14 protein-coding genes are annotated in these 17,884 nt (G+C 44.2%); 10 read left to right on the top strand and 4 right to left on the bottom strand.

What is annotated here, in order from left to right:
* The 3 genes from VF500_RS14240 to VF500_RS14250 all read left to right on the top strand — a co-directional run.
* A partial coding sequence (locus VF500_RS14240) for a DUF5009 domain-containing protein (RefSeq protein WP_330860300.1) occupies positions 1-1,131 on the top strand: 1,131 nt, incomplete at its 5' end.
* A 1-nt stretch (position 1,132) separates the two neighbouring features.
* Positions 1,133-1,690, top strand: a complete 558-nt coding sequence (locus VF500_RS14245; RefSeq protein ID WP_330860301.1) for a DUF2059 domain-containing protein — start codon at positions 1,133-1,135, stop codon at positions 1,688-1,690.
* A 71-nt stretch (positions 1,691-1,761) separates the two neighbouring features.
* Positions 1,762-4,623, top strand: coding sequence for a M16 family metallopeptidase (locus VF500_RS14250; protein WP_330860302.1), 2,862 nt, complete (start codon positions 1,762-1,764; stop codon positions 4,621-4,623).
* 271 nt (positions 4,624-4,894) lie between these two features.
* On the opposite strand, the gene VF500_RS14255 is transcribed toward VF500_RS14250, so the two are convergent.
* On the bottom strand, positions 4,895-5,563 hold the full coding sequence (locus VF500_RS14255) for a hypothetical protein (RefSeq protein ID WP_330860303.1): 669 nt from the start codon (positions 5,561-5,563) through the stop codon (positions 4,895-4,897).
* Between the two features lie 84 nt (positions 5,564-5,647).
* Between VF500_RS14255 and VF500_RS14260 the strand changes: the two genes are divergently transcribed.
* The 7 genes from VF500_RS14260 to VF500_RS14290 all read left to right on the top strand — a co-directional run bounded on the left by VF500_RS14260 (position 5,648) and on the right by VF500_RS14290 (position 13,391).
* A complete protein-coding gene (locus VF500_RS14260; protein WP_330860304.1) occupies positions 5,648-8,287 on the top strand; it encodes a ligase-associated DNA damage response DEXH box helicase in 2,640 nt (879 codons plus the stop codon).
* A 179-nt stretch (positions 8,288-8,466) separates the two neighbouring features.
* Positions 8,467-8,790 (top strand): hypothetical protein, encoded by a 324-nt coding sequence (locus VF500_RS14265; protein WP_330860305.1) that lies wholly within the window; start codon positions 8,467-8,469, stop codon positions 8,788-8,790.
* 175 nt (positions 8,791-8,965) lie between these two features.
* Positions 8,966-9,301: a tRNA-binding protein gene (locus tag VF500_RS14270; protein ID WP_321556869.1), complete on the top strand. Its 336-nt coding sequence runs from the start codon at positions 8,966-8,968 to the stop codon at positions 9,299-9,301.
* Entirely contained in the window at positions 9,302-9,775 is a 474-nt protein-coding gene (locus VF500_RS14275; RefSeq protein ID WP_330860306.1) for a nucleoside deaminase, read from the top strand.
* A gap of 199 nt (positions 9,776-9,974) precedes the next feature.
* Positions 9,975-10,586, top strand: coding sequence for a superoxide dismutase (locus tag VF500_RS14280; RefSeq protein ID WP_330860307.1), 612 nt, complete (start codon positions 9,975-9,977; stop codon positions 10,584-10,586).
* 318 nt (positions 10,587-10,904) lie between these two features.
* The gene (locus tag VF500_RS14285; RefSeq protein WP_330860308.1) at positions 10,905-12,362 is read left to right on the top strand and encodes an amino acid permease; all 1,458 of its coding nucleotides are present in this window, start codon (positions 10,905-10,907) and stop codon (positions 12,360-12,362) included.
* Between the two features lie 6 nt (positions 12,363-12,368).
* Complete coding sequence (locus VF500_RS14290; protein ID WP_330860309.1) at positions 12,369-13,391, top strand: ferredoxin--NADP reductase; 1,023 nt, start codon at positions 12,369-12,371, stop codon at positions 13,389-13,391.
* A 137-nt stretch (positions 13,392-13,528) separates the two neighbouring features.
* Here the strand turns inward: VF500_RS14290 and VF500_RS14295 are convergent, their stop codons facing one another.
* The 3 genes from VF500_RS14295 to VF500_RS14305 all read right to left on the bottom strand — a co-directional run.
* Positions 13,529-14,698, bottom strand: a complete 1,170-nt coding sequence (locus VF500_RS14295) for a PepSY-associated TM helix domain-containing protein (RefSeq protein WP_330860310.1) — start codon at positions 14,696-14,698, stop codon at positions 13,529-13,531.
* A 2-nt stretch (positions 14,699-14,700) separates the two neighbouring features.
* Positions 14,701-17,151: a TonB-dependent receptor gene (locus VF500_RS14300; RefSeq protein ID WP_330860311.1), complete on the bottom strand. Its 2,451-nt coding sequence runs from the start codon at positions 17,149-17,151 to the stop codon at positions 14,701-14,703.
* 355 nt (positions 17,152-17,506) lie between these two features.
* Positions 17,507-17,884, bottom strand: a 378-nt coding sequence (locus VF500_RS14305) for a LysR substrate-binding domain-containing protein (RefSeq protein ID WP_330860312.1), incomplete at its 5' end; no start/stop codon positions are given.

Below are 17,884 nucleotides of genomic sequence, written 5' to 3' on the forward strand. Positions count from 1 at the left end.
AAAATTGATCATAAGCCTATGACCTCAACCACAACCGAAAAACCCAAACGTCTTCTTTCATTAGATGTATTTCGCGGAATCACTATCGCCATGATGATCCTGGTGAATGATTCCGGCGATTGGGGACATATCTACGCGCCATTGGAACACTCCAAATGGAACGGCTGTACACCTACCGACCTGGTTTTTCCTTTCTTTTTGTTTATGGTTGGCGTATCGGTTATATATGCCATGGAAAGCAAAAAGGATACCGTATCGCACAGCAAACTCATTCTGAAAGCGCTATATCGTACAGGGATCCTGCTACTGATCCCCTGGATAACTCAATTCATCTTTCATCCCGATGGGGGACTGGCCCACTTGCGACTGCCGGGAGTGCTGCCGCGCATAGCCCTGGTATATTTTATCAGCACCATACTTTATCTCAAAACGTCACAAAAAACACGCGACTGGATCTTTGCGGGCGCGCTTATCGGGTATTTTATCATTATGATCTGTATCCCAGTGCCGGGCGTAGGCTATGCCAACCTTGAGCCCGAAACCAATATGGGCGCATGGATAGACAGGCTGGTATTTACCCCAGATCACCTCTGGCGCGAATCGCATACCTGGGACCCGGAAGGTTTACTGGGTACTATTCCTGCGGTGGCAACCGCCTTGTTTGGTATAAGGGTTGGCAGCTGGCTTAAACGTAAAGACCGTGACGATCAGGTAAAAACAAACTGGATGTTTACTTACGGAATAATTGCAGTTATGGCTGGCCTGTTCTGGGACCTCTTCTTCCCAATTAATAAAGCCTTGTGGACAAGCTCATTTGTATTATATACCGGCGGCCTGGCAACAATTGGGCTGGCGTTAAGCTACTGGCTTATTGATATACAAGGGTACAAACGGTTTACTTATCCATTTGTGGTATTTGGTACCAATGCTATTACTGCCTATGTATTATCCGGTTTTATTCCGCATTATATGGGGATGATCAGGATCCATGGCGCATCTATTTATCAAACATTTTTTGAACCTTATTTTTCGCCAGTAAATGCTTCGCTGGTAAGCGCTATATTTACAGTACTCATTTTATGGGTAGTGATGTGGATATTCTACATCAAAAAGATCTTTATCAAAATTTAATATGAACCTAAAACTTAAACTTATCGCACTTGCAGGGGGAATCCTGTTTTCTTTTTCGAGCGTAAAGGCACAAACTACAGATCAAACGCTAAGTCCTTCGCGCCTGGCTGCAGCACAGCAAATGCTGATTGCCCTTGGTATTGATAAACAATTTGGAACAATAGTTACTAATCAGATTGATGTTGCAAGTAACCAGGTTCCCGATGATAAAAAGGTTGCCTTTAAAAAGGTTATGAATACATTTATGGGCAAATATTTTACCTGGGATTTGCTTAAGGATAAGATGGCTGCCATTTATGCAAATGAATTTACAGAGGACGAGTTGAAACAGATAACAATTTTTTATAACTCGCCTGTAGGCCAGAAAGTTGGTCAGAAATTGCCATCGCTAACGCAAAGGGCAATGATGGTTGGGCAGGAAGCCGTGACAGCACATAAGGATGAGCTTCAAAAGATGATGGAGGACGAATTTGCCCAAAAAACAGATCCGCCTACTGTTAAAGAATTAGTTTCGCCTGCCCCTAAAAAGCCTGCTTCGAAAGCAGCTACAAAACATTAATTTTCACAACTATACTTTGTAACTAAGATTTTCGTTTTGCATCTTAGCATCCTGATTATTCAAACTTTATAATGAACCTGAACAAATACGTTCCGTTGGCCTTATTGGCTTTAACCCTTTCGGGGGGCAGTGCTTTTGCACAAGTAAAAAAGAAACCTGTTCCATCTCCTAAAAATAAGCCCGGAGCCCCGGTAATTGCTGCCAAAAGCGATGTTTTACCGGTTGATCAGAGCGTGATCATAGGCAAGTTGTCCAACGGCTTAACTTATTATATCCGTGCCAATGCCGAGCCCAAAAGCAGGGCTGAACTTTACCTGGTTAACAAAGCCGGTTCGGTTTTGGAAAATGACGACCAGCAGGGTTTAGCTCACTTTACCGAACACATGGCCTTTAACGGTACCCGCGATTTTCCAAAAAATCAAATGGTGGATTATCTGCAAAAAGCGGGCGTGAAATTTGGTGCCGACTTGAATGCTTATACTTCGTTTAATGAAACCGTATTTCAGCTGCCTTTGCCAACAGATACTGTAGCGGTGTTTGAAAAAGGATTTAACATATTAGCTAACTGGGCCGGTTATGTAAGCTTTGATCCTGCCGAAATTGATAAAGAACGCGGTGTTGTTTTGGAAGAGGAACGTCTTCGTGGCAAAAATGCCCAGGAACGTTTGCAACAACAAACATTGCCGGTACTGCTTAATAACTCAAGGTATGCGCTTCGTTTGCCTATAGGTAAGGAAGATATCCTGAAAAACTTTAAGCCCGAAACTATCAAAGCTTTTTACCAGGACTGGTACCGCCCCGATTTGCAGGCCGTTATTGCCGTTGGAGATTTCGATCCTAAACACGTTGAGGCGCTTATCAAACAAAATTTTTCGCAGCTTAAAAACCAGGCAGCCGAAAAGCCGAGGACAAAATATTCAGTACCGGCTACACCGGGTACCGCGGTCAAAATTGTTACCGATCCGGAGTATCCTTACACTATAGCGCAGATCATTGTAAAACATCCCGGCACGGTTACCAAAACTACCGGCGATTACATGCAGCAGGTAAGGGTGCAGCTGTTCAACCAGATGCTTAACTCGCGTTTAAATGAATTGCTGCAAAAACCTAATCCGCCGTTTTTGTATGGACGCACCAGCTATGGCAATTTTATAGGCGATCAGGATGCTTATACCTCATTGGTTGTTGCTAAACCCGGCGAACTTGAAAAGGCGGTTAAAGCCGTAGTGGCCGAATCAGAACGTGCCCGCAAATTCGGTTTTACCCTTACCGAACTGGAACGTGCCAAGCAGGATGCTTTAGTAGGCATCGGCAACGCCTACCGCGAAAGGGATAAAACCCCATCGGCAAATTTTGTACGTGAATATCAGGCCAACTTTTTAGCCGGTGAGGCTATTCCGGGTATCGACTTCGAATACAATTTTTATATAGGCAATATCTATAAAGTTAGCCTGGCGGATATGAACTCCATGGCCGGTAAATTTATAAGCGATCAAAACCGTGTAGTAGTGGTACAGGCACCGGATAAAGAAAAAGCCAACCTGCCCGATGATAAAACATTGCTTAACTGGATTGCTACGGGCGGTCAAAATGTTACTGCCTATATTGACAACGTATCAAGTGATCCATTACTGGCTAAAGTACCCGAAGGAACTAAAGTTGCCAAACAGGATACAGACGAAGCCATTGGTGCAACTACCCTTACGCTGGGTAACGGTTTAAAAGTAATATTAAAACCAACTGATTATCGTAACGATCAGATCCTGATAAACGGATATGCCTTTGGTGGTACTTCGCTGGCAAGCGATGATGATTTTACATCTGCCAACCTGGCGTCGCCAATTATAGGCAGCAGTGGTATAGCGCAGTTTAATCAGGGGATGCTTGATAAAAAGCTGGCCGGCAAAAACTTGAGTATTTCACCTTATATCAGTGAGTTTGCGCAGGGCATTTCGGGTAACACCTCGCCTGCCGATTTTGAAACAGCCCTACAGTTGATATACCTTTATTTTACCCAGCCCCGTAAGGATAAAGATATCTGGGATGCTAACATCGATCAAACAAGATCAATATTAAGTAACCGCGGGTTGGACCCGGGAAGTGTTTACCAGGATACAGTATCGGCTGTATTGAGTAACTACAATTTCCGTGGTATGGTTACTACCGTTCCAAGACTGAACGCGGCAACGCTTGATAAGGCCTACGATTTTTACAAGAAACGCTTTGCTGATGCCAGTGCTTTTACCTTTACCCTGGTAGGGAATTTCGATGTGGAAACAGTTAAGCCATACCTAGAGCATTACCTCGGCGGCCTGCCATCAACTAACAGTAAGGAAACCTATAAAAATATGTTTATCCAACCACCTGCCGGTGTGATCAGCAAAACGGTGAATAAAGGTGTTGGCGATAAAAGCACTGTTCAATTGGTTTTTAGCGGCGATTACGATTACAGCGACATTAATAATATACAAGTTGATGCACTGGAAGAAGTGCTGAACATAAAGTTGATCGAGCGTTTACGCGAGCAGGAAAGTGGCGTTTATGCACCGGGAGTAAGGGCAAGTTATCACAAAATCCCAGGCGGTCGTTATACCTTTACTATTTCCTTTGGTTGTGCGCCCGAAAATGTGGATAAGCTGATCAATGCTACTATGGAAGAAATTGGTAAGATAAAACAGAACGGCGCATTACCGGCGGATATTCAGAAATTTGTTGCCGAAGAGGCCCGTTCAACCCAGCAGCAGCTTAAGCAAAATGTTTTTTGGGCAGGATACCTTGCTTCCGCATCACAAAACGGCGAAAGCCCGGATCAGATCCTGAAGCATGTAAACAGCCTTGAACAAATAACTACTCAAAGCACCAAAGATGCCGCCAATAAATACCTGAGCGGCAAAAATCTGATTAAACTGATTTTAATGCCTGAGAAGAAGTAAGGTGTTAATGATAAATAAAGAAGGCCTTTCCAATGCGGGAAGGCCTTCTTTGTTTTAAAGACCGGTCATGTTCGAAAACGGCTGTCATGCTGAGTGTTTAAATCCGCGGATTCTAAAGGTGAAATGACATTAAATAAAGGGCTGTCACCCTGAGCCTGTCGAAGGGCCTCTGCGCACGAGTCTTCGACAAGCTTAGACTGACCAGATCTCTGTTGTAATTTCACCTTCAGAGTTAGCCGGCTTTAAACACTCATGACAAACGGTAATATCCTCAATGCATATTCAAGTAAGCCGATGCCGTATCATTGGCTTTATGCACAATTATACCAACACACCTGCCAGTACCATTTATTTCAAAAGAAATCCCTTTTTCTAAATCGGTATAAACCTGGATCTTGCCGCCATTTTTGCTATAGGTAGAGGTTGGTTTCAGAGTGTAATTTTTTTGAATGTCCTGTTTAGCCGAGCCCACACCAATACCATCATTAGTTTTAAACTGCGGCGATGTTACCAGGATCTTTTGCACGTAACTCACCGATTCATCTTTACCACCCATATTATGATGCGAAAAAACCGCAGTTCGGTTACCCGCAGAATTGTGATTGGCGTACCAAACCATCAATGAACTCCCCATGGCCGCGTCCGAACTATCTGGTTTTCCTAACCGCTTGATCACATTTTGAACATCATCGTTTAAAACAATATGCCCGATGCTTTTGCCCGGAGTGATAAGCCAATCAGTTTGTGCAATGTTGATTGTGCCGGTATCCGATGCCATGGTATGATGGGTAGTGGTATCGTTTTTATCGTCGAGGTGTTGCCCTGTGGTATCCTTTGGTACTTTGTTGGTATCGGCCAGCGTTGTTTCTTTTTTTTGGTTATTTCCGCAGGCCAAAAGACAGATGGCTATGGAAACGATGATTAAGCTATTTCTGATCATATAACTATAACCAATTTAATAGTTATTTTGTTGGCTCGGTTATGCAAGCTATAACCAAACAGCTTAAATTTTGTTAAAGGGATAATGACAAGCAAAGGCCAACAGGTTATACAGCAATGGTACAAGGAAAAAAACTGGGAACAGTTCCCTTTCCAGGCCGAAATGATGGACGCATATCTTGGCGGCTATTCGGGTTTGTTGAATGCTCCAACAGGTAGTGGTAAAACCTTTGCCTTGTTTCTGCCCTTTTTAGCTGGCTTTATCAATGCCAATCCGGATAGTTATAAAACCAAGCAGAATAATGGTTTGCTGATGCTTTGGATAACCCCTTTGCGGGCGCTTACCAATGATATCCGCAAGGCCATGCAGGAGGCCTGTGACGAGATAGGCCTGCCATGGCGTATAGCCACCCGCACAGGCGATACGCCAGCTGCAGAAAAACAGGCCCTCAAAAAAAAGTTGCCGGAAGTGCTGCTTACTACCCCCGAAAGCCTGCACCTGATGCTTGCCCAAAAAGAATATCCTAAACTATTTAGCCAGTTGCAGGTAGTGGTGATTGATGAATGGCATGAGTTGTTAGGAACTAAAAGGGGAGTGCAAGTGGAGTTGGGTTTGTCCCGGCTCCGGGCCCTTGCTTTAGTTGGCAGTGGGCAGTTAGCGGTAGGCAGTAATAGCCAGTTTGCAGTGGACGGTTTGCAGTTTACAGAAAGCAATGGCGGTTCAAAGGGGAATGCGAATGAAAACAAAAACTGCCAACTGCGGATTTGGGGTATTTCCGCTACCATCGGCAATTTGGAACAAGCTGCTGAAGTTTTATTAGGTAATGATTTCCCGCAGCATCAGGTAAAGATGGTTCGCGCGAACTTGGAGAAGAAGCTGGATATCCGGTCTATCATTCCGCAAAACATTGAGAATTATTCCTGGGCCGGGCATATTGGCTTAAAGCTATTGCCCGAGGTAATGGAGATAGTAGCTAAAAGTAAAACCACACTGATATTTACCAATACCCGTTCACAGTCGGAGATCTGGTACCACGCTATTTTGGATAATTATCCCGAATATGCCGGCATCATGGCCATGCACCATGGATCATTGGATAATGAGTTGCGCAACTGGGTGGAAGCTGCTTTGCATGCTGAAGCGCTGAAGCTGGTGGTGTGTACGTCGAGTTTGGATCTGGGGGTGGATTTTCGCCCGGTAGATACCGTGGTACAGGTTGGAAGCCCAAAAGGTGTTGCCCGTTTTATGCAGCGTGCCGGGCGAAGCGGCCACCACCCCGGCGCAGTATCAAGGGCGTATTTTGTGCCGACGCATTCGCTCGAATTATTGGAGGGAGCCGCATTGAAGGAGGCCATCAAAGCAAAAATCTTTGAAAGCCGCGACCCAATGCTGCTTACCATGGATGTGTTGATCCAGTACATGGTGACACTGGCGGTATCAGATGGTTTCCGTGTCGAAGAACTGTTTGAAGAGGTTAAAACTACCTATGCCTTTGCCGACCTGAGCCGGAACGAGTTTGGACAGCTGCTCGAGTTTATTACCAGCGGGGGTAAAACGCTTGCCCAGTATGATGAGTTTTTGAAGGTTGAGGTAGAAAATGGCCTGTATAAAGTAAACAGTCGCCGGGTAGCTATGCGACATAGGTTAAGTATCGGAACAATCACCAGCGAATTAAGTATCCGGGTAAAATGGCTCAGCGGTGGTAGTTTAGGTACTATAGAAGAATCTTTTGTATCTAAACTTAAACCCGGTAATACCTTTTGGTTTGCAGGGCGCAGTTTGGAGTTTGTGCGGGTAAAGGAGATGACAGCCTACGTTAAAAAATCAAACTCAACCAAAGGCATTATACCAAGCTGGAACGGGGGACGGATGCCGCTTTCATCCCAACTGGCAGCTGTATTCAGGCTTAAGCTGGATGAGGTAGCGCATGGTATCGAAAAAGATATGGAGGTTAAGGCCTTGAAGCCGCTTTTTGATTTACAGCAACAATTATCACATCTGCCCCAAAGTCATGAGTTTTTGATCGAGTCGTTTAAGTCGAAAGAAGGGCACCACCTGTTGTTTTATCCGTTTGAAGGGCGATTGGTTCACGAAGGTATGGCATCGCTGCTGGCTTATCGTATCAGTAAAATAAAACCTGCCAGTTTCTCCATCGCCATGAATGATTATGGTTTTGAACTGCTTACCGATGAGGACATCCCCATTGAACAAGCATTGGAAGATGTTGGCTTTTTTTCGATAGATAACCTGATAGATGATATTCAGCACAGTTTGAATGCCAATGAAATGGCACGCCGCCGTTTCAGGGATATTGCCCATATCGGAGGCTTGGTGTTTACAGGTTATCCTGGACAACAGGTTAAGAACAAACACTTGCAGGCATCAACATCCTTGCTGTTTGAGGTTTTCAGCGAGTATGAGCCGGATAACTTACTGGTGCGGCAGGCCTATAATGAGGCGTTGGCTTTTCAGTTGGAGGAGTTTAGGTTAAGGGCTGCTTTGCAACGGATCCAAACACAGAACATCATTTTAAAAGTGATAGAGCGCCCAACGCCTTTCGCCTTCCCTATTATGGTTGACAGCCTCGGCCGTGAAAAACTAACTACCGAAACCATGGAGGAACGCATAGCTAAAATGGCCCGCAGTTACGGTGCGGAAGGTGTTCCCGAACCAGCCGAACGGAAAACAAGGAAGCAGGGGATCACGAGGAAGAAGGGATTTTGATGAAAAAACTAACAAACGCGGGCTGTCAGTCTGAGCTTGTCGAAGACCTGTGCGGAGAGACCTGCCCACCATGGTTCGACGAGCTCACCATGACGTCCGTGTTGGCTAACAAACTTGTTACCTCTTATCCATTAAACCAGCCCCCTTTTTTTTACTCATAAGAATAAACACTTATCCTTATGAAAACCTTAAAACTCCGTTACTTAATCATTGCATTTGCTCTTTTTCTCACGTCATGTGCCGTCCCCGCAGCGGTTTATTTAGGCGACACCTATCCTGCAACTGATAACATTGATGTTTACTATGATGCCAAAGATGTTAAGCAGGATTACAAGGTAATAGGCCACCTGGCTATCGCTTATACTGCAGACTCGGCAGTTGCAAAAAAACTACTTTCTGATAAGGCTAAAACACAGGGAGCCAACGGCATCATTATTTTTCAGATAGAGGGCAATAATGCGAATGCTACTATCAGGGCTGATGCGATTAAGTATAGTAAATAAGCCCCTCTAAATCTCCCCGGTTGGGGAGCGTTTTTTAGCTACCCCTCATCCGGAGAGGGGTTGGAATGAGGCTCTTTTTACTTAATAAACTTAGCTGTCCGTAGACTCTGTCTACGGATTAATATGCTTGTAGTTTGTAACTACAGTAATGGCCATATTTTTTACCTTTGCCCCTATGGAAACCATCACCTGGCATGATTTTGAAAAAGTAGAACTCCGTGTAGGCACCGTGCTGGAAGCCGCTGATTTTCCGGAAGCCCGCAAACCAGCTTTTAAAGTAAGGGTTGATTTTGGCGAGTTCGGCATCAGGTGGTCAAGCGCGCAGATCACCAAGCATTATACTAAAGAAGAATTGGTTGGCAGGCAGATAGTGGGTGTAGTAAACTTTCCTAAAAAGCAGATCGCCAATTTTATGTCGGAGTTCCTGGTTACAGGCTTTGCCGACGAGAATGGTGATATCGTATTAACCGCTGTTGAAAAACCTGTGCCAAACGGCAGCAAACTTATTTAAATGAGATATATCAGTTTTGAAGAGGAGGCCGCTATATCGCCCGATGAGTATTTTATGGGCGAAGCATTAAAAGAAGCCCGTTATGCATTGGAGGAAGATGAGATCCCGATCGGGGCAATCGTGGTTTACAACGGTCGCATCATAGGAAAAGGGCACAATCTTACCGAACGGCTTAACGACGTATCCGCCCACGCAGAAATGCAGGCCCTTACCGCGGCAGCCAATTTAATGGGAGGCAAATATCTGCAGGGCTGTACGCTATATGTTACCATGGAGCCCTGCGTTATGTGCGCCGGGGCATCGTACTGGTTCCAGGTGAGCAAGATCGTATTCGGTGCTTATGACAACAAGTTAGGCTTCGGTCGTATCAATCAAAAAATAACCCATCCCAAAACAGTGATCACCGGCGGTATCCGCGAAGCCGAATGCAGTCAGCTGGTTAAAGATTTTTTTAAGGGGAAGAGGAAAAAGTAGGTTAGTGTCTGAACCGGAATTTATTGAATTAAGGAATTGACAGAATGCAAGGCAAATTCAATAAACTCTAAAAATTCGTTTAATTCGAGTTCAGACAAACTCAAAAACATGACAATTATTTAGAACAAATACCTCTATCAACGCTTATATTTGTTACGTCACAACAAACATTAAACTTTAAAATTAATAACTTAAAATTATGGCATTTACACTACCGGCGTTATCCTACGCTACTGATGCTCTGGAACCGCACATTGATAAACTGACCATGGAAATTCACCATGGCAAACACCACCAGGCTTATGTTACCAACTTAAACAAAGCTTTGGAAGGTAAGCCAGAAGCCGATAGCAATATCGACGATATCATCAAAAATATCTCTAAATTCCCTGCTGCTGTACGTAACAATGGCGGTGGTCACTTTAACCATACTTTATTCTGGACTTTGTTATCACCAAACGGTGGCGGCGAGCCTACAGGTGCTTTGGCCGATGCTATCAAAAGTACTTTCGGTTCATTTACCGATTTCAAAACCAAAGTATCTGAAGCTGGTGCAACCCGTTTCGGATCAGGTTGGGCTTGGTTAATTGTTACTGCTGATAAAAAATTAGCTGTAACTTCAACCCCTAACCAGGATAACCCGTTAATGGATATCGCTGAAGTTAAAGGTACCCCGATTTTAGGTATCGACGTTTGGGAACACGCTTACTACCTGAAATACCAAAACCGTCGTCCTGATTACTTAGCGGCTATCTGGAATGTAATTAACTGGAACCACGTTGCTGAGCTTTACGCAAAAGCAACTGCTTAATATTTTAAGCTCATGAATTTAAAGCGGCAGGATCTGATGGTCCTGCCGCTTTTTTTATTCCCAAAACCGCCGCCGCTCGGCTCCTGCCGAGTGGGAACTATCAAACGGCCTCTGGCCGACGTACATCAGCGTACACAGGCCAGAGGCCTGGAAATAATAGCCACTCGGCAGGAGCCGAGCGGCGGCTAAATTATTCCGTCCCTCGATCCGTGTCTCCACGGATCGTCGCAATTGCCAAGGCGTATATTTTACCTCCCAATTATATCCCCATACCATAGCTCTTAAATAATCTACTAACTTTGTGGACTTTTTTATATCATGATCAAAAAGCCCATAGAAACCCTGCTCCGCGAATCGAAGGAAGAAGGAGAACATTCATTAAAACGCTCGCTTGGGCCGGTTAACCTTATTTTAATCGGGATAGGCATCATTATAGGCGCCGGTTTATTTTCATTAACCGGCATTGCGGCGGGCCAGCATTCGGGGCCTGCGGTTACCATCTCATTTTTAATAGCCGCTGTAGGCTGCGCATTTGCCGCATTTTGTTATGCCGAATTTTCGGCCATGATACCTGTTGCAGGTAGCGCTTATACCTATTCATATGCTACCATGGGCGAACTTTTTGCCTGGATCATAGGCTGGGACCTCGCGCTTGAATATGCTGTTGGGGCAGCAACAGTGGCCATCAGCTGGTCGCAATACCTTATCAAATTTTTGTCGTGGTTTGATCTGTATCTGCCTCCGCAGCTTACGCTTTCACCCTTTGAAACGGCTAAGGCTTCCAATGGTGATGTTGTTAACGGTATAATCAATTTGCCCGCTGCGCTGATTGTGATTTTGGTTACCAGTATCATTATCCGCGGGACAAAAGGTTCGGCACTGATTAATGCCATTATTGTTACCCTGAAAGTTGGGGTAGTGTTGGTGTTTATCGCGGTTGGCTGGTCGTTCATTAATCCACAGAACTATCATCCATACATCCCGCAAAATACAGGCGTTTGGGGTGACTATGGCTGGTCTGGCATATTGAGAGGGGCAGGGCTGGTGTTCTTTGTGTTCATCGGTTTCGATGCAGTGTCAACTGCAGCACAGGAAGCCAAGAACCCGCAGCGTAATATGCCTATCGGGATCATCGGCTCATTGCTGATCTGTACAGTATTGTTTATTGTATTTGCACACGTAATGACCGGGATGGCTAACTATAAAGAATTTATAGGTTCCGGGGCACCTGTCGCCATCGCTATTGAAAAAACGCATTACCAATGGCTGAGCAAAGCGATTGTATTGGCTATATTAATTGGTTATACCTCGGTTATACTGGTTGACCTGCTGGGACAATCACGGGTCTTCTTTTCCATGTCAAAAGATGGCTTGCTGCCTAAAGTGTTTTCAGAGATCCATCCCAAATTTCGTACACCCTGGAAATCGAATATCGTGCTTTGCGCCTTTATTGCCTTGTTTGCAGCATTTGTGCCGATACGCGTAGTTGGCGAAATGACCAGCATTGGTACCCTGCTTGCATTTGTTATGGTTTGCGCTGGCGTACTTATTTTGCGTAAACAGCAGCCCAATATTCATCGGCCGTTTAAAACTCCTCTTGTTCCGCTTGTGCCGATACTTGGGATCCTTACCTGTTTTGCCATGATGACATTTTTACCCGGGGATACCTGGTTGCGTTTGATCATATGGCTTGCAATTGGTTTGGTTATCTATTATACTTACGGCAAAAAGAACAGCGTTATCCGCAGGATGCTTGTCGATAAACAACAGCGCTAATAATTAATGACTGAGGATATTTTAAAACTAAAAGTTGAACGCATAAAATGGGAAACTCCTGATACGGCTACGTTTTATTTGAGTAGCGTTGAAGGAAATCCTATCCCGTATACGGCGGGGCAGTTTATTACTCTGATATTTAACCACCGGCAGGAAGAGATCAGGCGATCATATTCACTGAGCTCTTCGCCTGACGAACCCTGGTTGGCTATCACCATAAAGCGCATTACAAATGGTGAGATCTCCCGGTTTATGCTTGCCAAAATAAAAGAGGGCTATGAATTAACAGCATTGGCCCCGGCCGGCCGTTTTACAATTAGTGATTATCAGCAGCAAAAAGACCTGTTTTTATTTGCTGCGGGCAGTGGCATTACCCCAATATTTTCGCAACTGAAATATGTTTTGAACCGGGAAGGTAAAAGCAGGCTGATACTTATTTACAGTAATCAAAATGCCAGTTCCATTTTATTTAAAGAGGAACTGGATAAACTGGCAGCAGAGCATCCCGAAAGGTTAATCATTATCCACCTGCTGAGCAGTGAGGCCAATCGCCTCAATACCGATAAGGTAGAAAAACTGGTGAAACAGCAAACAAGTTTTAACTTGACCGATGCGGAGTTTTACCTCTGCGGGCCATTTGCCTACATGCGCATGATCCGGTTTGATCTGGTATACATGGGAATTGATCGGGCAAGGATCCGCCGTGAAAATTTCGTACTCGAAACGGTTGCCGTTACAAGCAGTTATACCAGCTTCCCTCCTAAAAATATCAAAATACAGTACCATGGCGAGCTGCATGATATCGTTGTAGGCGAAAATCAATCGATACTACAGGCCGCCCTGCAAAACAATATCCAGCTGCCTTATAGTTGCCGTGGCGGGGTATGCTCAACCTGCATGATGAAGTGCACAGGCGGCAAGGTTGAAATGGTAAAGAATGATGTGCTAACTGATGCAGACCTTGCGCAAGGATGGATCCTGACTTGCACCGGGCATCCGCTGGATGATGGGGTGGTGGTTGAGGTATAAAAAATGTCATTGCGAGGAGCCGGCCAAGGGGGGGGGCGTTGGGGCGACGTGGCAATCTCGTAGCTCTGCATATTGGACATGCATTGGCTACGAGATTGCCACGCTGCGCTCGCAATGACATAATGTTGATAAGAGGCTTATTTAGTAGCCGGTAAATGCTGCCTTACCGTCCTCCTGTGTACCGCTGTTTTTACCTTTTTTGATTTGGATTTTTTGCGTTTTCCGAGCCAAATTATAAAGCCGGTTATTGGCAAGCTGGCACAAATGAGGCTCGCTAAAAAAGCGATGATCTTACCCGGAAGTCCCAGGATCTGGCCTACATGAATGTCGTAATTCATTTCATTCATCTTCATACCGACGCTTTTTTGCTTATGGGCGGTACGGTTCAGGAGTTTGCCAGTGTATTTATCAAAGGTGTAACTGTCGCTTTCATAATAGTGGAGGGCTTGCGCATAAGCGGTTACGCCTATTGCTCCGGCTTTTGCGGCATCATCGTAAATCAGAAACATTTCGGCTTTTGGTGAAGCTGCTTTTGCTGCCAGGAACGTTTTGTTGATAACCTGGGTAGTATCTATTTTACCATTCAGTAATGAATCTGATTTGAATACAACCTTCTCTTCGGGGTGTGCTTTGCCGAGGTTGGCAGTAGCATAAATGCCCTCGCGCATCCAGTCGAAAGCGATAGAAAGACCGGTTATTGCCAGAATGATGGCAACACTGGTAGCATAAAACCCCAGTACATTATGCAAATCGTAATTCACCCTGCGCCAGCGGCCATTCCATTTAATGGTGAAGCTGCGTTTACGGTCGCTTTTGCGTTTGGGCCACCAAAGCACGATACCGGTGATCATCAGCACTACAAAAATAATTACCGATATGCCAACTACCAAAGTCCCAATATTGGCAGGTAACAGCAGATACAAGTGGATGTACTCAACAATGATAAAAAAGTTAGTGGTAGGGCTTTCAGTGTGGGTGATCTTGCCGGTGTAAGGGTTCATGTAAACATACAGCAGGCCTTTTTTAGGATCACTTACCAATACCCCCGCCGGGCGATCTACGCCATAGTAGTAAATATAACTGGCAGTTGCTCCTTTATAGCCTTTTAGCGCTTCAGCCTTAAGAATTGATGGTGCTATGTATGGTTTATTTTGCACCTCAACCTTGCGGTAACTATGTACGGCATCCTGGATCTCGTCCTGGAAACAAAAAATACAACCGGTGATACTCACTATAAACACCACAAGCCCGGATATAAATCCGAGCCAGCGATGTATGAATAGTATCGTTTTCTTAAAACGCGTCATTATTAAAATTTAAAGGCTACGCTGCCGATGATCTGACGTAACATTTGCGGACTAACTGTAGTATAACCGATCCAGTATTCTTTATTGGTTAGGTTATTTACATTCAGCGCAAAGCGATATTTTTCTTTGTTATAAAAAACTCCGGTGTTTAACACGGTGAATGAGGGAAGGGTAAACACGCCATTGTATGAGTTGTTTATAACCTGGTTATCGCCAGAGTAGTTGCCTCCGAAACCTATGCCCAGTCCTTTAACCTGACCGGCGGTAAGGGTGTAGCTTAACCAAAGGTTAGCCGAATTTGCCGGGCCGGCAGTTTGTGGTCTGCGGCCATTGTCATAATCTCCTGATTTTTCCATCAGGCTGTTATTATGTGCATAACCGGCTATAATGTTAAAGCCTTTAAAAGGATTGGCTATTACTTCGGCTTCGATGCCTTTGCTTTTTTGGGTACCATCCTGTACATAAGCATTGGCGTGAGCTGCATCGGCCCTTACTTTGTTTTTAACGCTGATATCATAGTAGCTGATGGTACTGCTTAGTTTGCCGTCGAAAATGTCGATCTTAACGCCACCTTCCCATTGGTTTGCCTGCTCAGATTTAAACAGTTTAGATGCATTTGAGTTAGATGCAGCATCGTAAGCCAGGTAATAGCCCGGATTGCTAAAGCCATTCATGTAGTTGCCAAACAGGGATACTTTATCTTTTACAACCTGGTAAACCAGACCGAATTTTGGCGATAAAGTAGTTTGGTTATAACCTTGAGTTGATGTGCCGCTTACCGGGTCATTGATGGGTTTGGTAACAAAGTGGTCAACCCTTAAACTTGCCATAACCAACAGATTGTCGGTTATGTTCAGCACATCAGATGCATATGCACTGTAAGTGTAATTGTTATAACGGCTGTAAGAGCTTGTTACGGGAACATTTTGAAACAACGAATCGACTTTGGCTTTGTTAAAGTGGTTATAAGCCGGGATAGGGCCGGTTATGTTGATCACATCAAATGCGTCGCTTCCATTATTGGGGTCGGTGTATTTAATGTTTGATTTTTCGTTAAGGAAATCAAGACCGGCTACGATGCGGTTTCTTAATTTGCCAAGTTTGAAGTCGCCGGTAAAGTTTTGCTGAATTTGCAAAGTATTGGTGTTACCGGTAACATCCCATACATTACGTGAAATGCTGTTGTTGCCGGCAAGCAGGTAAAAGTAAGGCTCAGGCCCATCACCGCTGCTATGAGTTGTGCTGATGCTGGTTTGCGAGTGCCATTGATCTGAAATTTTATAATCAGCCTGCGCAAAAAAGTTGGCATTATCTGAAGTTTGTACAAGATCGTTTGACTGGTAAGCTCTTTTGTAATCAATATTGAGCTGATTGGCACGTGTTACACCCAGATCGGCAATGGTTGAGCCAAAGTAGAATATAGGAGGGGTAGTACTCCTGGTGTGGCTTATTTCGGCCTCGAATGATAAATTCAGGCGGTCGTTAACTTTATAAGAAAAGCTTGGGTCAAATACAAAGCTTTTGTTCATACCTACGTCCTGAAAACTCCCTGCGTTGGTATATGCTGAGTTAATGCGTAAAAGTGCTTTCTTTTCCTGGTCAATAGGAGTATTATAATCGATACTTGCCCTGTTAAATGAATAGCTGCCGAAAGAGTAGCTTATTTCGCCGGCTTCGGCATCGAATGGTTTTTTGGTTACCCTGTTCAATAAACCACCATAAGATACAAGGCTGCTGCCGTACAGGGTGCCCGATGGACCTTTTATTACTTCAAGTTTTTCAAGATTAGCGGCATCGGCAGCATTTGATATGTTGCCGCTTAAGCCATTTCTTAATTTTGCCTGTACAGGGAAGCCGCGTAGGGTAAAGTACGAACCTCCGTCACCTGTACGATTAGTTGGAGTCCATAATTTGGTAATTCCGGGTGAGTTTTTTATAGCGTCGTCTGCAGAAAATACTGCTTGTTCCAGTATCAGCTCTTTACTTACAGTGGTATAAACTTGTGGGTTTTCTAAATTATTTAACGGCATTTTGGCCACATCCTGGCTTTTAGTGCGTTTAAACTTATTTACCTTATTGCTGCTTACGCTTACCTCCTGCAGGTTATTGGTAGCATTGTTTACAGTGAAATTTGGTAACACAATAGTTTGCCCGGCGGCAAGCTCAACAGGGGTTTCCTGGCTTTTGCTACCCACCTGAGATATCACAATAATATATGTGCCTTGAGGTACTCTTAATGTAAAATCACCGTTTTCATTAGTGATGGTTCCATATTTGGTCCCTTTTAGTGAAACGGAAACATTTTCGGCCGGACCGTCACCTTGAATGCCTACATGACCTTTGATTGTTCCTTTAGTTTGCTGCGCAAGAGCGGGAATTGTATTGATAAGCAGCAGAATTGAAAAAAATGAGAGAAGAAATATCTTTTGGAAAGATAGTTGGGATTGATCCATTTTATTTAGACTAAATATAAATAATTGCGCAAAAGTAATCAGGCGGGCGTTACGATGCAAATTATTTATAATAAATCTAAATAAAGATGTTTTGTGTGCTGTAAATCAATAGTTTAATTGATTGTAATAATGTTTAAGTTTCGTTGTCTTGGTACAAAGGGATTGGTTCCCGGAGTAAGTATAAACGAAACGTCTGTTTGAAGCGACTACTCGAAAAAATCGAGTAGTTCAAAGAGAAGATAATAAGATTGTAAAAGGAGGGAGGGTATATCGTTCTGGGTGATATTCTTATTTAAGAAAGACTTACGAAGTTTTTAAAACTTCGTAAGTCTGGCAAGGGAGGGCTGGCAAATACCTAAATATCCATCACTTCCTTTTTCTTTTTGCTTTTCATGCGTTTAGGTACAAACTCCAGGATCTCGGCTTTTAATGCTTCGATCATGCGGCGTTTTAAAAAGTTACGCTGTATCACAATGCTTACCTCACGGGCTGGTTCGGGCGATTTAAAATAGCGTACTTTATCCAGTTGTTTGTCGCTCAATTCAGACAGGGCGAGTTCAGGTAATATGGTAGCTCCGTTATTTTGATCAACCATGCGTTTAAGGGTTTCAACGCTGCCGGTATTGTACTCAAAATGCTGAAACCCTTTGGTTGATTTACGTCGCTGGCAAATGTTCAATACCTGCTCGCGCATGCAATGGCCTTCATTCAGGATCCAGATCTCCTCCATATC

It is taken from the genome of Mucilaginibacter sp. (assembly GCF_036383575.1).
In the GTDB taxonomy this organism is placed as follows: domain Bacteria; phylum Bacteroidota; class Bacteroidia; order Sphingobacteriales; family Sphingobacteriaceae; genus Mucilaginibacter.

Bases quoted from the DNA above. Each gene is read 5' to 3' on its own strand.
- VF500_RS14280 (WP_330860307.1), top strand. From the start codon at position 9,975: ATGGCATTTACACTACCGGCGTTATCCTACGCTACTGATGCTCTGGAA.
- VF500_RS14300 (WP_330860311.1), bottom strand. From the start codon at position 17,151: ATGGATCAATCCCAACTATCTTTCCAAAAGATATTTCTTCTCTCATTT.
- VF500_RS14270 (WP_321556869.1), top strand. From the start codon at position 8,966: ATGGAAACCATCACCTGGCATGATTTTGAAAAAGTAGAACTCCGTGTA.
- VF500_RS14245 (WP_330860301.1), top strand. From the start codon at position 1,133: ATGAACCTAAAACTTAAACTTATCGCACTTGCAGGGGGAATCCTGTTT.
- VF500_RS14265 (WP_330860305.1), top strand. From the start codon at position 8,467: ATGAAAACCTTAAAACTCCGTTACTTAATCATTGCATTTGCTCTTTTT.
- VF500_RS14285 (WP_330860308.1), top strand. From the start codon at position 10,905: ATGATCAAAAAGCCCATAGAAACCCTGCTCCGCGAATCGAAGGAAGAA.
- VF500_RS14255 (WP_330860303.1), bottom strand. From the start codon at position 5,563: ATGATCAGAAATAGCTTAATCATCGTTTCCATAGCCATCTGTCTTTTG.
- VF500_RS14260 (WP_330860304.1), top strand. From the start codon at position 5,648: ATGACAAGCAAAGGCCAACAGGTTATACAGCAATGGTACAAGGAAAAA.
- VF500_RS14295 (WP_330860310.1), bottom strand. From the start codon at position 14,698: ATGACGCGTTTTAAGAAAACGATACTATTCATACATCGCTGGCTCGGA.
- VF500_RS14290 (WP_330860309.1), top strand. From the start codon at position 12,369: ATGACTGAGGATATTTTAAAACTAAAAGTTGAACGCATAAAATGGGAA.
- VF500_RS14275 (WP_330860306.1), top strand. From the start codon at position 9,302: ATGAGATATATCAGTTTTGAAGAGGAGGCCGCTATATCGCCCGATGAG.
- VF500_RS14250 (WP_330860302.1), top strand. From the start codon at position 1,762: ATGAACCTGAACAAATACGTTCCGTTGGCCTTATTGGCTTTAACCCTT.